An 18,250-nucleotide genomic window follows, 5' to 3' on the forward strand; every position below is an offset into this window, starting at 1 on the left:
GTGGCCCCCGTCGGATGCGACGTGGGCCCTCGTCTCGTCGCCGCGCCGAGCGCGCCGCGGCGACGCTCATGAACGCGTGCCTGCCCGGGTGGCGCTGCGAAGGAGCCGGCCATGCCTCGCATGACACAACCCAGACGCTGGCAGTGGCAAGGACGCGACGCGCACGGACAGTGGCGTCATGGCGAAGTCCTCGCACATGGCGAGGCGGGCGCACGCGTGATGCTGCGAGAGCAACGCGTGAGCGTCACGTATCTACGGGTGGGACGCCGCCACGCGCCTCCCGCACGCACGCGCGCGGCGGACGCCACCGATCTCGTCCGCCGGCTTGCCACGCTGCTGGGCGCCGGCGTGCCGCTGACGGCCGCGCTCGACGTGCTGGCGCGCGGCGCCCACACGCGGGGGCTGAAGCAACTGGCGACGACCATCGCACAGGACGTTCGGCAAGGACGCCCGTTGGCCGAGTCGATGTCGCGCGCGAGCCACCGATTCAGCCGCATCGACTGCCAGTTGATCGCGGCGGGCGAACTCGGCGGCCAACTGGCGCCGACATTGAACCGGCTGAGCGCGCAGTACGACCACGCGCGGACGGTGCGCGAAAAGCTGCAGCGGGCGCTCGCGTACCCACTCACCGTCCTCGGGGTGGCCGTGGCCGTGATGATTGCACTGCTGCATTGGGTGATCCCGGAGTTCGAGCGTCTATTCGCCAGCGCCGCCGGCGGCGGTATACCGTTGCCGCCAATGACGCAGTGGCTCATCGATATCTCGCGCGCCTCACTGGCACACGGGCCCTGGATAGCGACCGGTAGCGGTGCGCTCGCGTTGGCCGTCATGATGGCATTGCGGCGCAGTGGCGCGTTACGGCGCCAGCGCGATCGTCTGGCGCTGCGCCTGCCGGGCGCGGGACAGATCGTTCGCATGATGAGTGCGGCGCGCTGGGCCCGCACGCTCGGCACGCTGCTCGACGCGGGCGTGCCGCTGCCCGATGCCATGGACGCCGCAGCCAGCGCGTGCGGCAATCTCATCATGCAGCAGGCGGCGCACGCGGTGCATCGCGCCGTGGCGCGCGGCGAGCGTCTGGCAACCACGCTCGAAGCCGATGTCCGCTGGCCGCTCGTCATTGCGCAACTGGTCGTGATCGGCGAGGAATCGGGTACACTCGGGCGCATGCTCAACCAGGCGGCCGATCTGCTCGACGAGGAGGCCTCGCATGCCCTGGTCAGTGCCTGCGCAACGCTCGAACCCATGATGATTACGTTTCTCGGCCTGCTGATCGGCGGCATGGTACTGGCCATGTATCTGCCGATGTTCCAACTCGGATACGGTGTCGCATGAACGGTTACGCTGAGTTCCTGCTCGTCGACTGGCTGGCACAACTGGAGCCTCACTGGCGTCTCGCGCTGTTTGCCGCGGCGGGCGTCGCTGCCGGTCCGGTGCTCGACGTCATCGTGCGCCGCGTACCGGCGGCCGTCGAACGGGCATGGCTGGCCGAGATGCAGGCCGTCGGCGCCGCCGATACCTTTGCTTCAGAAGCACGTTCACGGACGAGCGCCGCCTCGATCGCCACGACGCTCGCCACGACGGTCGCCGCCGCGCCCGCGCAAACACCGCCCGCGCGTGGCTGGCAGCTCTCGATCCTGAGCGCCGTGCTGAGCACGGCCGTCTCGTGGCGATTCGGGCCCACATGGCAGTCTCTGGGCGCGCTCGGGCTCGTCTGGGCGCTCATTGCCCTCGCCTACATCGATTACGACACGCAGTTGCTGCCCGACATACTGACGCTGCCGCTGCTCTGGGCCGGCCTGCTGGTCAATCTCGGGCACTGGTTCAGTGCGCTGCCCGCCGCCGTCGTTGGCGCGGCGGCCGGCTACATGAGCCTGTGGGTGCTTTACTGGATCTACTGGTGGGTGCGCCGCCGCGAGGGCATGGGCTTCGGCGACTTCAAACTTTACGCCGCGCTCGGCGCATGGTTCGGCTGGACGGCGCTCGTGCAGATCCTGACGCTGGCCTGTCTGCTCGCCATCGTGGTCGCAGGCGCGGCGTGGCTCGCGGGACGTTTGCGCAGCGACGAGATGTTTCCTTTCGGCGCGTTTCTCGCCGCGGCGGGCGTCGCCACCCTGTTCTGGGGCAACGGCTTGATGATCTGGATCGGAGGAACGCCATGACTTACGCCATCGGTCTGACCGGCGGCATCGGCAGCGGCAAGACGACCGTGGCCAATCTGTTCGCAACGCACGGCGTCACCATCATCGACACCGACGCCATCGCGCACGGCATCACCGCCCCGGGCGGCGCCGCAATGCCCGCCATCCGGCGCGAGTTCGGCGACGCGTTCGTGGCCCCCGACGGTTCGCTCGATCGCGCTCGCATGCGCGAAGCGGTGTTCACGGACGACGCGGCAAAAGCCCGTTTGGAAGCCATTACCCATCCGCTCATTCGCACGGAATGCGAGCGTGCGGCCGCGCAAGCGACAGGGCCCTATCTGATTTTCGTCGTCCCGCTGCTGGTGGAATCCGGTACGTGGCGCGAGCGCGTGCAGCGTGTGCTGGTCGTTGACTGCACCGAGCAGACGCAGGTCGCCCGCGTGATGGCTCGCAACCGTTTCACGCGCGAGCAGGTGCTCGCTATCATGGCGCGTCAGGCGAGCCGCGCCCAGCGGCTCGCCGAAGCCGATGACGTCATCGACAACGATGTCGAGGATGCGCCGCTCGCACCACAGGTCGACAGGCTGCATGCGGCCTATCTGAAGCTCGCGGCGCAGGCGGCGAAGCGTGACGGCGGGGGGTAACGGCCACAGGTGGAGGTTACGCGGCGGCGCGAAACACGCATTTACCGCGTCCCCCTTGTACGCCGCCCCCGATAGAGCGCCCACTCGCGTTGCACCTCGACAGTTTCCCGCATTAGAATGTCGCCATTACGCTGAAAAGCGCCAACTCCTGGGCCAACGCGCTTGATCCTGTACGAATATCCGCTCAACGAACGCATTCGCACGCTGCTTCGGCTAGAAGAGCTGTTCGGGCGCTTTGCCTTTTTCGTCGCACAGGATCAGCCGCTCGATCATCACGCGGCGCTGATCACCATGTTCGAGATCGCCGATATCGCGGGGCGGACCGATCTGAAGAACGAACTGGTCAAGGAGCTCGACCGGCAGCGTCAGACCCTTCAGACGTATCGCGGCAACCCCGATATCGCCTCCGACGCGCTCGAGCAGTTCATCGGCGAAGTCGAACTGGCCATCGCGAATCTCAATCAGATCCCCGGCAAGCCCGGCCAGCATCTGAACGACAACGAGTGGCTCGCGAGCATTCGCAGCCGATCGGTGATTCCGGGCGGCACGTGCCGCTTCGACCTGCCGTCGTACTACGCCTGGCGTCATAATCACGCGGAACAGCGCCGTGCCGACATCGACAAGTGGATCGGCCCGCTACTGCCGCTGCGCGACGCCATCGGTATCGTGCTGGGTCTCGCGCGAGAGTCCGGCCACGCCAGCAAGGCCATGGCGCAGCAGGGCAGCTACCAGCAGATGCTCACGGGGCGCGTGTATCAGCTCATGCAGGTGCGCGTGGCGGCCGATTTGCGGGTCATTCCCGAAGCGAGCGCGAACAAATACATGTTGTGGGTGCGTTTCACGACGCAGGACGGCGATCTGAAGCCGCGTCCGGTCGACAGCGACGTGCCGTTCCTGCTGACGCTTTGCAATCTGTAAGATCATGACGACCGTCGTCAATTGTCCGACTTGCGGCAAGAAGGTGGTATGGGGCCCCGAGGCCAAGTTCCGCCCATTCTGTTCGGAGCGCTGCAAGCAGATCGATATCGGGGCGTGGGCTGCGGAGAAGTACACGATTCCGGCCGAGTCGCCCGACGACCCCTCGCAGGACTCGCCGCTCGATCCCACGCGACGCTGAGTGTTCGCGAGAAACAAAAAGGCGCCCGACGGGCGCCTTTTTTGCGTTTTGGCCACGCGTCATGACGAGTGGCGCCGACATATCCATGCCAATGGCAGCCGCGGGCAGATGGCGCCGCGCGCCAAGTCGGCGTGCGTTGGCACGCGTTGTCGCGCGTCCCAGGCCGCACCCTATCCCCTGGCCGCCAGTTCCTCCGCGAGCCAGTTCAATGGCGGCAGCGCCGCGGGCAGCAGCGGCTCGACCTTGACGGGCGGGTGCTCCCACGCCAGCGCCTGCCCCTCCTTGCCATGCGGCTCGCCCTGCCATGCCGTTACCTTACAGAAGTGCAGCCGGACATATGCATGCGGATAGTCGTGTTCCAGCACGCGCCACGGCGCACATCGCTGCACCGTCACGCCGAGTTCCTCGTGAAGCTCGCGAGCCAGTGCGGCCGCAACCGACTCGCCCGCCTCCAGCTTGCCGCCCGGAAATTCCCAGTAGCCCGCATACGGCTTGCCGGCCGGGCGCTGGCCGAGCAGCACCGCGCCATCGGGACGCACCATCACCCCGACGGCCACTTCCGTGACGGGACGCCCGTCGGGCGCAAATCGTTTCGAATCTGTCATATCGTTGCCAGGCTGCCCCGCAGCCATGCCTGCGGGGCGTGCCCGCGAAAATCATTCCCGAGCCGGGAGGCACACCGCACGCCGAACCCTCGGGTGTCGCGCGGCGTGCGCCGAATCGTTACGAGGTCTGCGCCCCGCCGCGCCGCTTACCCGCCCAGTCGCGGGCGAACTGGAACGCCACACGGCCCGAGCGCGACCCGCGCTCCAGCGCCCAGATCAGCGCCTCGTGACGCGCACTCTCCGTCTGATCGGCCGGTACACCGAAATGCTCCAGCCAGTGGCTGACGATCGTCAGGTAGTCGTCCTGCTTGAACGGATAGAAGCTCACCCACAGCCCGAACCGCTCGGACAGCGAAATCTTCTCCTCGATCACCTCGCCCGGGTGAATCTCCCCGTCCTCGGTGTGACGATAGCTCTCGTTGTCCTTCATGTACTCGGGCAGCAGGTGCCGGCGGTTCGACGTCGCGTAGATCAGCACGTTGTCCGACTGCGCAGCCACGGACCCATCGAGCGCGACCTTCAGGGCCTTGTAGCCCGACTCGCCGTCTTCGAAGGACAGATCGTCGCAGAACACCACGAAACGCTCCGGACGGTTGGAAATCAGATCGACGATGTCGCCCAGATCCGTCAGGTCGTCCTTGTCGACCTCGATCAGACGCAGCCCTTCGGCGGCGTACTGGTTCAGACACGCCTTGATCAGCGACGATTTGCCCGTGCCGCGCGCGCCGGTGAGCAGCACGTTGTTGGCGGGCTCGCGGCGCACGAACTGGCGCGTGTTCTGCTCGATGAGCGCTTTCTGGCGTTCGATGTTCTGTAGATCGCCGAGCGTAATGCTCGAGACCTGGGCGACCGGCTGCAGGAAGCCGCGCCCCTGCTTCTTGCGCCAGCGAAACGCCACGGCGGTATCCCAGTCGATCTCGGGTGCGGCCGGCGGCAACATCGCCTCCAGCCGGGCCAGCACGCCCTCGGCGCGCGTCAGAAACTGCTCGAGTTTGTCCATGCTTCGAAATCCCCGCGCCGCTCACGGGCGCTCATGTCGGTGCTTCGTGGAGTGATGGTTTCCCTTCGCTGTGCGCCGCGGTGCTTTTGCCACCTGCTGGCGATACGCCGACCGGCGTCGGCGACTGTCACTGGTGCATCGCCGATGCCGGTCGGCGTCGGCGCTCCACGCCAACGGCCCCGGCCTCCGGTGGGAGACGCAAGGCCGTCGCGTCAGGGCTCAGGAACGGTAATCGGCGTTGATGCTCACGTAGTCGTGCGACAGGTCGCACGTCCACAGCGTTGCCGCCGCGTCGCCGCGGCCGAGCACCACGCGTACCGTGATTTCGCTCTGCTTCATCACGCGCTGGCCGTCCTCCTCCCGGTAATCCGGGTTGCGGCCACCAGCGCGTGCGACCAGCACGTCGTCCAGATACAGGTCGATCTTGCTCACGTCGAGATCGTTCACGCCGGCGTAGCCGATCGCGGCCAGAATACGACCCAGGTTCGGATCGGACGCGAAAAACGCCGTCTTCACCAGCGGCGAATGGCCGATCGCATAAGCAATCTGGCGGCACTCGGCCACGTCCCGGCCGCCCTCGACGGTCACGGTGATGAACTTGGTCGCGCCCTCGCCGTCGCGCACGATCAATTGCGCGAGTTCCTGCGAGATCGAGAGCAGCGCGTCGCGAAACGCCGCGAAAGCGGGCGTGTCGGTGCTGGCGATCTCGGGCAGATCGGTCTGGCCCGTGGCGGCCACGATGAACGAGTCGTTGGTCGACGTATCGCCGTCGATCGTGATCGCGTTGAACGAGCGGTCGGCGACGTACTTCACCAGCGCGTCGAGCACCGGTTGCGCGACGCGCGCGTTGGTGCCGACGAAGCCGAGCATGGTGGCCATGTTCGGCTTGATCATGCCCGCGCCCTTGCTGATGCCGGTGAGCACGATCTGCTTGCCATCGATCGTGATCTCGCGCGACGCCGCCTTCGGCAGCGTGTCAGTGGTCATGATCGCCTGCGCGGCTTCGTACCAGTGTGCCGGGGCCAGATTCGCAATGGCTTGCGGCAGGCCCGCCACGAGGCGATCGACCGGCAGCGGCTCGAGAATCACGCCCGTGGAGAACGGCAGCACCTGATTCGCGCGGACGGACAGCAGCCCGGCCAGCGCCTCGCAGGTCTGGCGCGTGGCGGCCATACCCGGCTCGCCGGTGCCCGCGTTCGCATTGCCCGTGTTGACGACCAGCGCGCGAATGCCGGCGCGCGCGGCCAGATGCTCCTTGCACACCGTCACCGGCGCGGCGCAGAAGCGGTTCGTCGTAAACACGCCCGAGACCGTGCTGCCCGGCGCCAGTCGCATGACCAGCACGTCCTTGCGATTCGGTTTGCGGATATTGGCTTCGGCCCAGCCCAGTTCGACGCCAGGCACGGCGCGCAGTCGGGAGGCTTCGATCGAGGGGAAATTGACGGCCATGAGGTTCGCCCGCGAGAGAAAGAGTTTCAGCTCCCGCCCTGGCGATGTCGGCACGACAGTCCGCCCGGGCGGCGGTTGATCGGTGCTGCCGGCGCGATCCGCAGGTGGCGGGTGCGCTGCCGCAACCTGCCTCCCCCGGAAAAACCGGCGCTACAAACGACGCGGCGCCGATCAGGTGTCGGCGCCGCGTCGATCGGTTCACATCTTAAGACAGTTTGCCGTGGCAGTGCTTGAATTTCTTGCCACTGCCGCACGGGCACGGGTCGTTGCGGCCCACCTTCGGCAGCATCTCGCCACCGGCCGTGACTGCCGCGGCCGCCTGCGCGAGCGCCGCGACCACCGGGCGGCCGGCGTCCTCGTCGACTTCACCCTCGCCGCCCACGGTCTCGAGCTCGTCATGCTTGAACTCGATGTTCACCAGGCCACCGGCGTTGTCGTCGAGCGACTCGGTCGCCTGCTCCAGCTCTTCCTGCGACTGGATGCGCACGTTCATGATCACGCGCGTGACTTCGAGCTTGATCGTCTCGAGCAACTGCGCGAACAGTTCGAACGCTTCGCGCTTGTACTCCTGCTTCGGATTCTTCTGCGCATAGCCGCGCAGGTGAATGCCCTGACGCAGGTGGTCGAGCGCCGCCAGGTGCTCGCGCCAGTTCGAATCCACGCTCTGCAGCATGACCGAGCGCTCGAAGCCCGAGAACGATTCGCGTCCCACGAGTTCGACCTTGGCGTTGTACGACGCTTCGGCCGCGTCGAGCACTTCCTTGAGGATGTCCTCGTCGTCGATCTCTTCCGAGCCTTCGATGCGCGACTGCAGCGGCAGGTCGAGTTGCCATTGCTCGCGCAGCGTCGTCTCGAGGCCCGACAGATCCCACTGCTCTTCGACGGTGCCGGCCGGCACGTAGCCGCGCACAAGGTCCTCGAACACGCTGCGGCGCATGCCGGCAATGGTCTCGGACACGTCCTGCGCTTCGAGCAGTTCGTTGCGCTGTTGATAGATGACCTTGCGCTGGTCGTTGGCGACGTCGTCGTACTCGAGCAGTTGCTTGCGCACGTCGAAGTTGCGCGCTTCGACCTTGCGCTGGGCCGATTCGATCGAGCGCGTGACGATGCCCGCTTCGATAGCTTCGCCCTCGGGCATCTTCAGACGATCCATGATCGCGCGCACGCGGTCGCCCGCGAAAATGCGCAGCAGCGGATCTTCCAGCGACAGGTAGAAGCGCGACGAACCCGGGTCGCCCTGGCGGCCCGAGCGGCCGCGCAGCTGGTTGTCGATACGGCGCGATTCGTGGCGCTCGGTACCAATGATGTGCAGACCGCCGGCGGCCTTCACCTGCTCGTGCAGGCCTTGCCATTCGTCCTGCAGTTGCTTGATGCGCGCCTGCTTCTCGGCGTCCGACAGATTCGGATCGGCCTCGATGAAGGCCGCCTGCTTCTCGACGTTGCCGCCAAGCACGATGTCGGTCCCGCGGCCGGCCATGTTCGTGGCGATCGTGATCACGCCGGGACGGCCCGCCTGCGCCACGATCTCGGCTTCGCGCGCATGCTGCTTGGCGTTGAGCACCTGGTGGGGCAGCTTTTCGCGCGTGAGCAGTTGCGAGAGATATTCCGAGGTCTCGATCGAGGTCGTGCCCACCAGCACCGGCTGGCCGCGCTCGACGCAATCGCGGATGTCCTTGATGACGGCGTCGTACTTTTCCTTGGCCGTCTTGTAGATCTGGTCCTGACGATCGATCCGCTTGGGCGGACGGTTCGTCGGGATCACCACCGTCTCGAGACGGTAGATTTCGTTGAATTCGAACGCTTCGGTGTCCGCCGTCCCGGTCATGCCGGAGAGCTTGGCGTACATGCGGAAGTAGTTCTGGAACGTGATCGAGGCGAGCGTCTGGTTCTCGTGCTGGATCGTGACGTGCTCCTTCGCTTCCACGGCCTGATGCAGCCCCTCGGACCAGCGACGGCCGGCCATCAGGCGGCCGGTGAATTCGTCGACGATGACGATCTCGTCGTTCTGCACCACGTAGTGCTGGTCCTTGTGGAACAGCGTGTGTGCGCGCAACGCCGCGTACACGTGATGCATGAGCGTGATGTTCTGCGGCGCGTAGAGGCTGTCGCCCTCGGCGATCATGCCCCACTCGGCGAGCAACTGCTCCGCCTTCTCGTGGCCACGCTCGGTCAGGAACACCTGGCGCGCCTTTTCGTCGAGCGTGTAATCGCCCGGCACTTCGACGCCGGTGCCGTCCGCCTTCTCTTCGCCGATCTGGCGCTCGAGCAGCGCCGGCAGACGATCCATCTTCACGTACAGCTCGGTGTGGTCTTCCGCCTGCCCCGAAATGATCAGCGGGGTGCGCGCCTCGTCGATCAGGATCGAGTCCACTTCGTCGACGATGGCGTAGTTCAACGTCCGCTGCACGCGCTGCTCGGTCTCGTAGACCATGTTGTCGCGCAGATAGTCGAAGCCGAATTCGTTGTTCGTACCGTAGGTGATGTCGGCGGCGTAGGCGGCCTGCTTCTGATCGTGCGGCATCTGCGACAGGTTGATACCCACCGTCAGGCCGAGGAAGTTGTACAGACGCGCCATCCACTCGGCGTCGCGCTGTGCCAGGTAATCGTTGACGGTCACGACGTGAACGCCCTTGCCGGTGAGCGCGTTCAGATACGCGGGCAGCGTTGCGACGAGCGTCTTGCCCTCCCCCGTGCGCATTTCGGCGATCTTGCCGTAGTGCAGCACCATGCCGCCGATCAGCTGCACGTCGAAGTGGCGCATCTTGAGCACGCGCTTGCCGGCCTCGCGACACACCGCGAAGGCCTCGACGAGCAGCGAGTCGACGCTCGCCCCCTGGGCGATGCGTTGCTTGAATTCCTCGGTCTTGCCGCGCAGTTGTTCATCGCTCAGTTGCGCGATCTGGGGCTCGAGGGCGTTGATCGCCGCGACGGTTTTCTGGTACTGCTTGATGAGCCGCTGGTTGCGGCTGCCAAATACTTTTTTGAGAAGACCGGGAATCATCGGATCACTGGTTAGGGCGGCAAATGTCGTTCGCAGTCGCACGGCCTGCCCGCCCGGCGGCGAGCGAGCCCGGGACTCTTCCCCCGTGAATGCCGAACCGCCCGAGGCGTCTGTGCGCTGCGGGTCACCGGTGTTTGGCACTCGGGCCTCGCACCGGTTCGATACCTGTACTGAAAAATGGATTCTAGCATGCTGGCGTGGCACGTCCCGGCACCACGCTACGGCAACGGGCCGGTGTTTTCGGGGGATGTCGGGAGGCGACGCCCGATGGTGGGGTAGAATATGCGGCGCCCTCTGTCTCATCATATGAAACGACCCAAAGCACCCCGCGTCGCCCGCCCGATGGCCGACCTCCTGTCCGCTTCCGACGGGGCCGGTTCGCTGCTGGTGGCCGCCGAGCAACTCGGCCGGCTCGAGCGTGACGTGCATGCGCTCCTGCCCGAGCCCCTCGCCGCCAGCGTGCGGCTCGCCCCGCCGCGCGACGGCACGCTCGTCTTCCTCGTCTCGAACAACGCACTGGCCGCGCGCCTGCGCCAGCAAACGCCGTCATTGATCGAAGGGCTTGCACAGCGCGGCTGGCTCATCCGCACGATCCGCATCCGCGTGAGCATTGCCGAGCCGCAGCCGCAGAAGCCGCCCAAGGAAGCCCGGTTGTCCCGGCAGGGACTCGTGAGCCTGCGAGAATTGCGCGACGCCCTTGAGCCTTCGCCACTGCGCGACGCCCTGGCCCGGCTCGTCGCACGGCACTCCTATGGCGGCACGCGCAAGTCCTGAGCGCGCATGGTCCGAAGGGAAGCAAGAAAAAAAGCGCGAAATGTGAGAGCGCGGTAACCCCGCGATGCGGGCGGCGGGACTCACCAGTAGTTGCCGCCGGTCAACACTTCCCATTGCCGGACTTCCAACGCCAAAACCTGTCGGGCGTCAAATAAAAAAGCGCCGGAAATCCGGCGCTTTCGTTTTGTTACATTCGCCCCGCCGCTGGCGGCGCGATGCGCGAATTACGCGAACTGCGTTTGCGGCTCGAACTGGAAGCCGCGCGGCGCTTCTTCGGCGTGCTCGAAAGTCACGACTTCGTAGGCTTGCTGCGCGAGAAGCTCGCGCAGTAGCTGGTTGTTCAGCCCGTGGCCCGACTTGTAAGCCGTATAGGATGCCAGCAGCGGATGGCCGATCACGTACAGGTCGCCGATCGCGTCGAGCATCTTGTGCTTCACGAACTCGTCGTCATAGCGCAGGCCATCGTTGTTCAGGATACGGTATTCGTCGAGCACGATGGCGTTGTCCATGCTGCCGCCGCGTGCCAGCCCCAGTTCGCGCAGCATCTCGACTTCGTGCGCGAAACCGAACGTGCGCGCGCGGGCGATTTCCTTCGCATACGACGTGTCGGCGAAATCCACTTCCAGCGCCTGACCGGTCCGGTCGACGGCGGGATGGCGGAAATCGATGGTGAAGTTGAGCTTGAAGCCCTCGTATGGTTCGAGACGGGCGAACTTGTCGCCATCGCGAATCTCCACGGGCTTCGTCACCCGAATGAATTTCTTGGCGGCGGCCTGCTCTTCGATGCCTGCCGACTGGATCAGGAAGACGAACGTCGCCGCGCTGCCGTCCATGATCGGGATTTCTTCGGCCGTGACATCGACATACAGATTGTCGATGCCCAGACCCGCGCATGCCGACATCAGGTGTTCCACCGTGGACACCCGCGCACCATCCTTTTGCAGCACCGATGCCAGACGCGTGTCGCCGATCGCCATCGCCGACGCCGGAATCTCCACGGGGGGATTCAGATCGGTACGGCAAAAGACGATGCCCGTGTCGGGCGGCGCCGGACGCAGCGTCAACTCGACTTTGCGACCGGAGTGCAAGCCGATGCCGACTGTCTTGGCGATGGATTTGAGAGTGCGCTGCTTGAGCATGCTATTTGTTAAAAACTATCGGACGCTATGGATCATAGTTCCAATTATAACAGATCGGCGCCTATGTCGCTGTGCCACAAACACAACGCTTCGTTACCAAACGTTTTGCCTTTCGCCCCATTGTTCTTACCTCGCCCATGCTGCCCACGCCGTGAAAGGAAACGACGCGACACCCTTGGCGATTCGGTGTCGGGCTCGCACCCGGCGTTCGTCGGGCTCGGGGCACCCCGGCCGCTGCGACGGAGGCATGCCGCAGCGGTCGGGGGAACAGGACCACAAGACCGGGTCAGGGGTGACGAACGCTTACCCGTAACGTTCGCCATCTGCGAGACGTCGACGCCTGTTGCGACTCTGGCTGTCGCAACCCGCCAGGCACCGGCGCGCTCACAACCTTGCCGTATCGTCGTTCGGATTCGTACCGCGGCGCGCACGCCCCACGCCCGGTGGCATGGTAGACGGAGCGACGGCGAATCCTCACGACGACCCGCGTAGGTCTCGCGATTCCCAAGGTGCGGCGGCGCCAGGCACTGGCACCCGGCCCGCGCGCAACCCTGTCAGTCGGCTTGCTTGCGCAGGAAGGCCGGGATGTCGTAGGTATCGACGCCCTTTTCCTGCAGCGCGGCGACGTGCGAGGCCGCAGTCTCGCGCGTGCTGCGCCATACGGCCGGCGTGTCGAGCGCGCCGTAGTCCGTACCGGCAGCCTGACCGACGTTCGGCACGTGACCGGTTGCGATCGGCATGTTGTCGGTACCGGTCTTGAGCAGCGTCATCGGCGCCGCGGCCTTCTTCGCCACCGCACGGCCCAGGCCGGTCGCCACGACCGTCACGCGCAGTGCGTCGCCCATCTTGTCGTCGTAGACGGTACCGAAAATCACGGTCGCATCTTCGGCGGCGTAGCTCTTGATGGTGTTCATCACTTCACGCGTCTCCGACAGACGCAGCGAACGCGACGCCGTGATGTTGACCAGCACGCCGCGCGCGCCCGACAGGTCCACGCCTTCGAGCAGGGGGCTTGCCACGGCCTGCTCGGCGGCCAGACGCGCACGGTCGACGCCGGCGACGGTCGCCGTGCCCATCATCGCCTTGCCCTGCTCGCCCATCACCGTCTTCACGTCTTCGAAGTCGACGTTCACGAGACCGTCGACGTTGATGATTTCGGCGATGCCGGCCACGGCGTTGTGCAGCACGTCGTCGGCGCACTGGAAGCACTTGTCCATCTCGGCGTCGTCGCCCATGACTTCGAACAGCTTGTCATTGAGCACCACGATGAGCGAGTCGACGTTGTCTTCGAGCTCCTGCGCGCCCGTCTCGGCCACGCGCATGCGCTTGCCCCCTTCGAACTCGAACGGCTTGGACACCACGCCGACGGTCAGAATGCCCATTTCCTTGGCGATCTGCGCGACGACCGGTGCGGCGCCCGTGCCCGTACCGCCGCCCATACCGGCCGTGATGAACACCATGTGCGCGCCGCGCAGGGCGTCGGCCACGCGCTCGCGCGCCTCTTCGGCGGCGGCGCGGCCCATTTCCGGCTTGGCGCCCGCACCCAGACCCGTCTTGCCGAGCTGGATGTTCACGCCGGCCTGCGAGCGGCCCAGCGCCTGAGCGTCGGTGTTCATGGCAATGAATTCCACGCCTTGCACACCACGGTTGATCATGTGCTGGACGGCATTGCCGCCAGCGCCGCCAACACCCACCACCTTGATGATGGTGCCGTTGGTTTCCGTTTCCAACATTTCAAAGTTCATAGCGCCTCCAGTGAATTAAAAACAGATCCGGAATCGCGGGTCACATGTCGCTCGGGTAAGCCACGCGTGTCGTCAATGCCGAATCCGCACCCCTCAAAAAACAGCTTCAGAAATTGCTGAAGAACCAGTCACGCATGCGCGTCCAGACCTGGTTCGCCTGTCCCGACTGCACCGCGACCTTGCGGCCGCGCATGCGCTGGGACCGCCCTTCGAGCAGCAGCCCCATCGCCGTGGCGTAGCGCGGGCTGCGCACCACGTCAGCGAGACCGCCGGCATACTCGGGCACCCCGATACGCACCGGCTTGAGGAAGATGTCCTCGCCCAGTTCGACCATGCCCGGCATCATCGCGGCGCCGCCCGTGAGCACGATGCCCGAGGACAGCAGTTCTTCGTATCCCGACTCGCGCACGACCTGCTGCACGAGCGAGAACAGTTCTTCCACGCGTGGCTCGATCACCGCAGCGAGCGCCTGACGCGAGAGCGTGCGCGGACCGCGCTCGCCCAACCCCGGCACTTCGATCATCTCGTCCGGATCGGCCAGCGACTGCTTGGCGATACCGTGCTGAATCTTGATGTCCTCGGCGTCCGGCGTCGGCGTGCGCACGGCCATCGCGATGTCGCTGGTGATCTGGTCGCCGGCGATCGGAATGACGGCCGTGTGGCGGATCGCGCCCTCGCTGAAAATCGCGATGTCGGTCGTGCCGCCGCCGATGTCGATGAGCACCACGCCCAGTTCCTTCTCGTCTTCCGTGAGCACCGAGATGCTCGAGGCGAGCGGCTGCAGAATCAGATCGTTGACTTCGAGGCCGCAGCGACGCACGCACTTCACGATGTTCTGGGCGGCCGACACGGCCCCGGTCACGATGTGGACCTTCACTTCGAGACGGATGCCGCTCATGCCGATCGGCTCGCGCACGTCCTCCTGGCCGTCGATGATGAATTCCTGCGTGAGGATGTGCAGCACCTGCTGATCGGTCGGAATGTTGATCGCCTTGGCCGTCTCGATGACGCGCGCCACGTCGGCCTGCGTCACCTCCTTGTCCTTGATCGCGACCATGCCGCTCGAGTTGAAGCTGCGGATGTGGCTGCCGGCAATGCCGGTAAACACGTTGGTGATCTTGCAGTCCGCCATCAGCTCGGCCTCTTCGAGCGCACGCTGAATGGACTGCACCGTGGCCTCGATGTTGACGACGACGCCCTTTTTCAGGCCTCGCGATTCGCTCTGGCCGAGGCCGATCACTTCATAGCGGCCTTCAGGGCGCAGCTCGGCCACCACCGCCACGACTTTCGACGTGCCGATATCGAGGGCGACCAACAGATCCTTGTAATCTTTGCTCATAGCGTGTGTAAGTCCTGAAGTCTCACTGGCTTCGCAGCGCCCGGGCGGCGGGTTTCGTCGCCGGCTTCTGCGAATCCCGCTTTTGCGGCGGTGTCGCGGCAAGTTTCTTGGCCTGCTCTTCGCTCAAGAACCGCATGCCCGCGGCCCGTACTGCAAAACCGTTCGGATAACGCAGATCGGCGTACTCGATCTGGTTGCCCCAGCGTGCCGCCACCTGCGGATACGCCTGCACGAAGCGGCGGCTGCGCGTGGACAGGGTCTCGGGCGTACGCTCGCGTCCCAGCGCCAGTTGCAGCCCGCCGGCGAGTCGCACGCCCCAGGCGTACCGGTTCGACAGCGTCACCGCCTCGGGTTTCGTGTTCAGCGGCGCGAACCACTTCACGAAGTCGTAGTAGCGCGCCGTGACATCCTTTTCGCTGCCCGGCGGGCCCGCGAACTCCGGCAACTTGCCGTCGTCCTCCGCTTCGGCCAGGTTCGCCGCGAAAAGCTCGCCGTCCACACTCACCAGACGGCCGTCGTTCCACGTGGCGAGCGGCTTGTACTCCTCGATGGTCACCGCAAGCTGATTGGGCCAGACGCGCCGCACGCTCGCATGCCGCACCCACGGCACCGCCTCGAACGCCGCCCGCGTGGCGTCCAGATCGATCGTGAAGAAGTTGCCCTTGAGGCGCGAGACCGCATTGGCGCGCAAGGTCGGCCCGTTGATGTGGGCCACGTCTCCATCGATCTGAATCGCCTTGAGCGTGAAGATCGGCCGCTGGATCAGCCAGTGGCCGCCCGCCGCGAGCGCCGCCAGCACGACGAGTGCGACGAGCGCACTCGCGATGGCGTTGAGCAGGCGTACGTTGTGCCACATGGCGATTCGCTTTCCGTATCAGGGCGTTGTTCAACGCGTTCAAGGTTTTACTCGGGCTTCCACTGCGCGTTCGGATGCAGGTCGAGCGTCGCGGTGGCCAGAATTTCCAACACCAGGTCTTCGTATGACAGGCCCGCCGCGCGCGCCGAGATCGGCACCAGCGAGTGGCCGGTCATGCCCGGCGACGTATTGATCTCCAGCAGGAACGGCTTGTTGTCGCGCTTGCGCAGCATCACGTCGGCGCGCGCCCAGCCGCGGCAGCCCAGCACGAGGTACGCGCGCAACACGAGGCGCTGCACCTCTTCCTGCAACGACACCGACAGCGGCGGCGGGCACTCGTAGCGGGTGTCGTCCTTGAAATACTTGTTCTGGTAGTCGTAGTTCGCGTCGGGCGCCACGATGCGGATCACCGGCAGCGAGCGCGCCGCGGCCGCGCCCTTCGTGCCCACGCCGAGCACGGGCACGGTGAGCTCGTCGCCATCGATGAACTCCTCGGCGAGCACGTCGGGGTCGAGCGCGGCGGCCTTCTCGTAGGCGGCCTTCAACTGGGACGCGTCGGTGACCTTCGTCAGTCCGATGGTCGAGCCCTCGCGCGACGGCTTGACGATCAGCGGCAGACCGAGGTCGCGCGCGACGGCGTCGAAATCGCTGTCGGCCGACAGCATCGTGAAGCGCGGCGTGGGCAGCCCTTCGTTGATCCACACGCGCTTGGTCATTTCCTTGTCCATCGCCAGCGCGGACGCCAGCACGCCGCTGCCGGTGTACGGAATGCCCAGATGCTCGAGCGCGCCCTGCAGCGTGCCGTCTTCACCATAACGGCCGTGCAACGCGATGAACACGCGGTCGAACTTCTGCGCGGCGAGCGCCGCCAGGTCGTGCGTGCCGGTGTCAAAAGCGTGGGCGTCCACGCCGCGCGAGCGCAGTGCTTCGAGCACGCCGTTGCCCGAAATCAGCGAGATCTCACGCTCGGCCGAGCGCCCGCCCATCAGGACGCCAACCTTGCCGAAACGCTTCGGATCGAAAGCACTCACGTCAAACTCCTTGCTGGACTTGCAACTTGCCGGGCACCGCGCCGATCGAGCCGGCACCCATGGTGATCACGACGTCGCCCGCGCGGGCGACTTGCACAATGGCGTCGGGCAACTGCGCGACATCCTCCACGAAAACGGGCTCGACCTTGCCCGCCACGCGCAGCGCACGGGCGAGCGCACGGCCATCGGCGGCCACGATGGGCGCTTCACCGGCCGAATACACTTCGCCGAGCACCACGGCGTCGGCCTCGGAGAGCACCTTCACGAAGTCTTCGAAGCAGTCGCGCGTGCGCGTGTAGCGATGCGGCTGGAACGCCAGCACGATGCGACGGCCCGGAAACGCGCCGCGCGCGGCCGCCAGCGTCGCGGCCATTTCGACCGGGTGATGCCCGTAGTCGTCGATCAGCGTGAACGTGCCCGCTCCGCTCGCCTTGGGCAGCGCGATCTCGCCGTAGCGCTGGAAGCGCCGGCCCACGCCGTTGAACTCGGCCAGCGCCTGCTGGATCGCGGCGTCGGGCACCTCGAGTTCGGTCGCGATCGCGATGGCGGCCAGCGCGTTGCGCACGTTGTGCTCGCCCGGCAGATTCAGCGTGATATCGAGCGGCGGGGCGCCGGCGCCGAACCGGCGCAGCGCGGTAAAGCGCATCTGAGCGCCCTGCGCGCGCACGTCGATAGCGCGCACCTGCGCGTCTTCCGACAGGCCGTAGCGCACGATCGGCTTGGAGACGAACGGCAGGATCTCGCGCACGTTCGGGTCGTCCACGCACAGCACGGCAATGCCGTAGAACGGCAGACGCTGGGTGAACGCCACGAAGGACTGCTTCAGGCGCGCGAAGTCGTGCCCGTAGGTGTCCATGTGATCGGCATCGATGTTCGTGATGACTTCGATGACCGGATTCAGATTCAGGAACGAAGCGTCCGACTCGTCGGCCTCGACCACGATGAAGTCGCCCGTGCCAAGCTTCGCGTTGGCGCCGGCGCTGTTCAGGCGCCCGCCGATGACGAAGGTCGGATCGAGGCCGCCCTGGCCGAGCACGCTCGCCACCAGGCTCGTGGTGGTCGTCTTGCCGTGCGTGCCGGCGATCGCGATGCCCTGCTTCAGACGCATGAGCTCCGCGAGCATCAGCGCGCGCGGCACGATGGGGATCTGACGGGCGCGGCCAGCCAGCACCTCCGGATTGTCCGCCGTCACGGCGGTGGACACCACGATGGCGTCCGCGCCGTCGATATGTTCGGCCGCATGGCCGCGCGCGATGCGCGCACCGAGACTGGCAAGACGCTGCGTGAGAGCGTTTTCGCCGAGATCGGAGCCGCTCACCTGGTAGCCCAGGTTGAGCAGCACCTCGGCAATGCCGCTCATGCCCGAGCCGCCAATGCCGACGAAGTGAATGTGCTTGACGATGTGTTTCATT

General features: G+C 65.9%; 16 protein-coding genes. 6 read left to right on the forward strand and 10 right to left on the reverse strand.

The window, feature by feature from the left end:
- Window positions 1-120 precede the first annotated feature (120 nt).
- From PNO31109_RS19940 to yacG, 5 genes are all read left to right on the forward strand, one after another.
- Window positions 121-1,332, forward strand: a complete 1,212-nt coding sequence (locus tag PNO31109_RS19940; protein ID WP_174966481.1) for a type II secretion system F family protein — start codon at window positions 121-123, stop codon at window positions 1,330-1,332.
- Window positions 1,329-2,159, forward strand: coding sequence for a prepilin peptidase (locus PNO31109_RS19945; RefSeq protein WP_150557185.1), 831 nt, complete (start codon window positions 1,329-1,331; stop codon window positions 2,157-2,159). Before PNO31109_RS19940 ends, PNO31109_RS19945 begins: the two co-directional genes overlap by 4 nt.
- Complete coding sequence (gene coaE / locus PNO31109_RS19950) at window positions 2,156-2,782, forward strand: dephospho-CoA kinase (protein WP_150557186.1); 627 nt, start codon at window positions 2,156-2,158, stop codon at window positions 2,780-2,782. The genes PNO31109_RS19945 and coaE overlap by 4 nt, the downstream gene beginning before the upstream one ends.
- Window positions 2,783-2,944: 162 nt before the next feature.
- Window positions 2,945-3,700, forward strand: a complete 756-nt coding sequence (zapD, locus tag PNO31109_RS19955) for a cell division protein ZapD (protein ID WP_150557187.1) — start codon at window positions 2,945-2,947, stop codon at window positions 3,698-3,700.
- Between the two features lie 4 nt (window positions 3,701-3,704).
- On the forward strand, window positions 3,705-3,899 hold the full coding sequence (gene yacG / locus PNO31109_RS19960) for a DNA gyrase inhibitor YacG (RefSeq protein WP_150557188.1): 195 nt from the start codon (window positions 3,705-3,707) through the stop codon (window positions 3,897-3,899).
- Between the two features lie 170 nt (window positions 3,900-4,069).
- On the opposite strand, the gene PNO31109_RS19965 is transcribed toward yacG, so the two are convergent.
- The 4 genes from PNO31109_RS19965 to secA all read right to left on the reverse strand — a co-directional run bounded on the left by PNO31109_RS19965 (window position 4,070) and on the right by secA (window position 9,954).
- Window positions 4,070-4,504, reverse strand: a complete 435-nt coding sequence (locus PNO31109_RS19965; protein WP_150557189.1) for an NUDIX domain-containing protein — start codon at window positions 4,502-4,504, stop codon at window positions 4,070-4,072.
- Between the two features lie 118 nt (window positions 4,505-4,622).
- A complete protein-coding gene (locus tag PNO31109_RS19970) occupies window positions 4,623-5,504 on the reverse strand; it encodes an ATP-binding protein (RefSeq protein WP_150557190.1) in 882 nt (293 codons plus the stop codon).
- 219 nt (window positions 5,505-5,723) lie between these two features.
- The gene (gene argJ, locus PNO31109_RS19975) at window positions 5,724-6,953 is read right to left on the reverse strand and encodes a bifunctional glutamate N-acetyltransferase/amino-acid acetyltransferase ArgJ (protein WP_150557191.1); all 1,230 of its coding nucleotides are present in this window, start codon (window positions 6,951-6,953) and stop codon (window positions 5,724-5,726) included.
- A gap of 205 nt (window positions 6,954-7,158) precedes the next feature.
- Window positions 7,159-9,954, reverse strand: coding sequence for a preprotein translocase subunit SecA (secA, locus tag PNO31109_RS19980; protein WP_150557192.1), 2,796 nt, complete (start codon window positions 9,952-9,954; stop codon window positions 7,159-7,161).
- Between the two features lie 306 nt (window positions 9,955-10,260).
- Between secA and PNO31109_RS19985 the strand changes: the two genes are divergently transcribed.
- Entirely contained in the window at window positions 10,261-10,728 is a 468-nt protein-coding gene (locus PNO31109_RS19985; protein WP_174966482.1) for a DciA family protein, read from the forward strand.
- Between the two features lie 224 nt (window positions 10,729-10,952).
- On the opposite strand, the gene lpxC is transcribed toward PNO31109_RS19985, so the two are convergent.
- The 6 genes from lpxC to murC all read right to left on the reverse strand — a co-directional run bounded on the left by lpxC (window position 10,953) and on the right by murC (window position 18,249).
- Window positions 10,953-11,867: a UDP-3-O-acyl-N-acetylglucosamine deacetylase gene (gene lpxC, locus PNO31109_RS19990; protein ID WP_150557194.1), complete on the reverse strand. Its 915-nt coding sequence runs from the start codon at window positions 11,865-11,867 to the stop codon at window positions 10,953-10,955.
- 554 nt (window positions 11,868-12,421) lie between these two features.
- Complete coding sequence (ftsZ, locus tag PNO31109_RS19995) at window positions 12,422-13,612, reverse strand: cell division protein FtsZ (protein WP_047906046.1); 1,191 nt, start codon at window positions 13,610-13,612, stop codon at window positions 12,422-12,424.
- A gap of 106 nt (window positions 13,613-13,718) precedes the next feature.
- Window positions 13,719-14,951, reverse strand: coding sequence for a cell division protein FtsA (gene ftsA, locus PNO31109_RS20000; protein ID WP_010806905.1), 1,233 nt, complete (start codon window positions 14,949-14,951; stop codon window positions 13,719-13,721).
- A gap of 22 nt (window positions 14,952-14,973) precedes the next feature.
- A complete protein-coding gene (locus PNO31109_RS20005) occupies window positions 14,974-15,807 on the reverse strand; it encodes a cell division protein FtsQ/DivIB (RefSeq protein WP_150557195.1) in 834 nt (277 codons plus the stop codon).
- 47 nt (window positions 15,808-15,854) lie between these two features.
- Window positions 15,855-16,838: a D-alanine--D-alanine ligase gene (locus PNO31109_RS20010; RefSeq protein ID WP_150557196.1), complete on the reverse strand. Its 984-nt coding sequence runs from the start codon at window positions 16,836-16,838 to the stop codon at window positions 15,855-15,857.
- Window position 16,839: 1 nt separating this feature from the next.
- Window positions 16,840-18,249, reverse strand: a complete 1,410-nt coding sequence (gene murC, locus PNO31109_RS20015) for a UDP-N-acetylmuramate--L-alanine ligase (RefSeq protein WP_150557197.1) — start codon at window positions 18,247-18,249, stop codon at window positions 16,840-16,842.
- Between the last annotated feature and the right edge of the window lies 1 nt (window position 18,250).

The sequence above is a fragment of the Pandoraea nosoerga genome (assembly GCF_902459585.1).
Classification (GTDB): Bacteria; Pseudomonadota; Gammaproteobacteria; order Burkholderiales; family Burkholderiaceae; genus Pandoraea; species Pandoraea nosoerga.

Bases quoted from the DNA above. Each gene is read 5' to 3' on its own strand.
- PNO31109_RS19940 (WP_174966481.1), top strand. From the start codon at position 121: ATGACACAACCCAGACGCTGGCAGTGGCAAGGACGCGACGCGCACGGA.
- PNO31109_RS19945 (WP_150557185.1), top strand. From the start codon at position 1,329: ATGAACGGTTACGCTGAGTTCCTGCTCGTCGACTGGCTGGCACAACTG.
- coaE (WP_150557186.1), top strand. From the start codon at position 2,156: ATGACTTACGCCATCGGTCTGACCGGCGGCATCGGCAGCGGCAAGACG.
- yacG (WP_150557188.1), top strand. From the start codon at position 3,705: ATGACGACCGTCGTCAATTGTCCGACTTGCGGCAAGAAGGTGGTATGG.
- PNO31109_RS19965 (WP_150557189.1), bottom strand. From the start codon at position 4,504: ATGACAGATTCGAAACGATTTGCGCCCGACGGGCGTCCCGTCACGGAA.
- PNO31109_RS19970 (WP_150557190.1), bottom strand. From the start codon at position 5,504: ATGGACAAACTCGAGCAGTTTCTGACGCGCGCCGAGGGCGTGCTGGCC.
- argJ (WP_150557191.1), bottom strand. From the start codon at position 6,953: ATGGCCGTCAATTTCCCCTCGATCGAAGCCTCCCGACTGCGCGCCGTG.
- secA (WP_150557192.1), bottom strand. From the start codon at position 9,954: ATGATTCCCGGTCTTCTCAAAAAAGTATTTGGCAGCCGCAACCAGCGG.
- PNO31109_RS19985 (WP_174966482.1), top strand. From the start codon at position 10,261: ATGAAACGACCCAAAGCACCCCGCGTCGCCCGCCCGATGGCCGACCTC.
- lpxC (WP_150557194.1), bottom strand. From the start codon at position 11,867: ATGCTCAAGCAGCGCACTCTCAAATCCATCGCCAAGACAGTCGGCATC.
- ftsZ (WP_047906046.1), bottom strand. From the start codon at position 13,612: ATGAACTTTGAAATGTTGGAAACGGAAACCAACGGCACCATCATCAAG.
- ftsA (WP_010806905.1), bottom strand. From the start codon at position 14,951: ATGAGCAAAGATTACAAGGATCTGTTGGTCGCCCTCGATATCGGCACG.
- PNO31109_RS20005 (WP_150557195.1), bottom strand. From the start codon at position 15,807: ATGTGGCACAACGTACGCCTGCTCAACGCCATCGCGAGTGCGCTCGTC.
- murC (WP_150557197.1), bottom strand. From the start codon at position 18,249: ATGAAACACATCGTCAAGCACATTCACTTCGTCGGCATTGGCGGCTCG.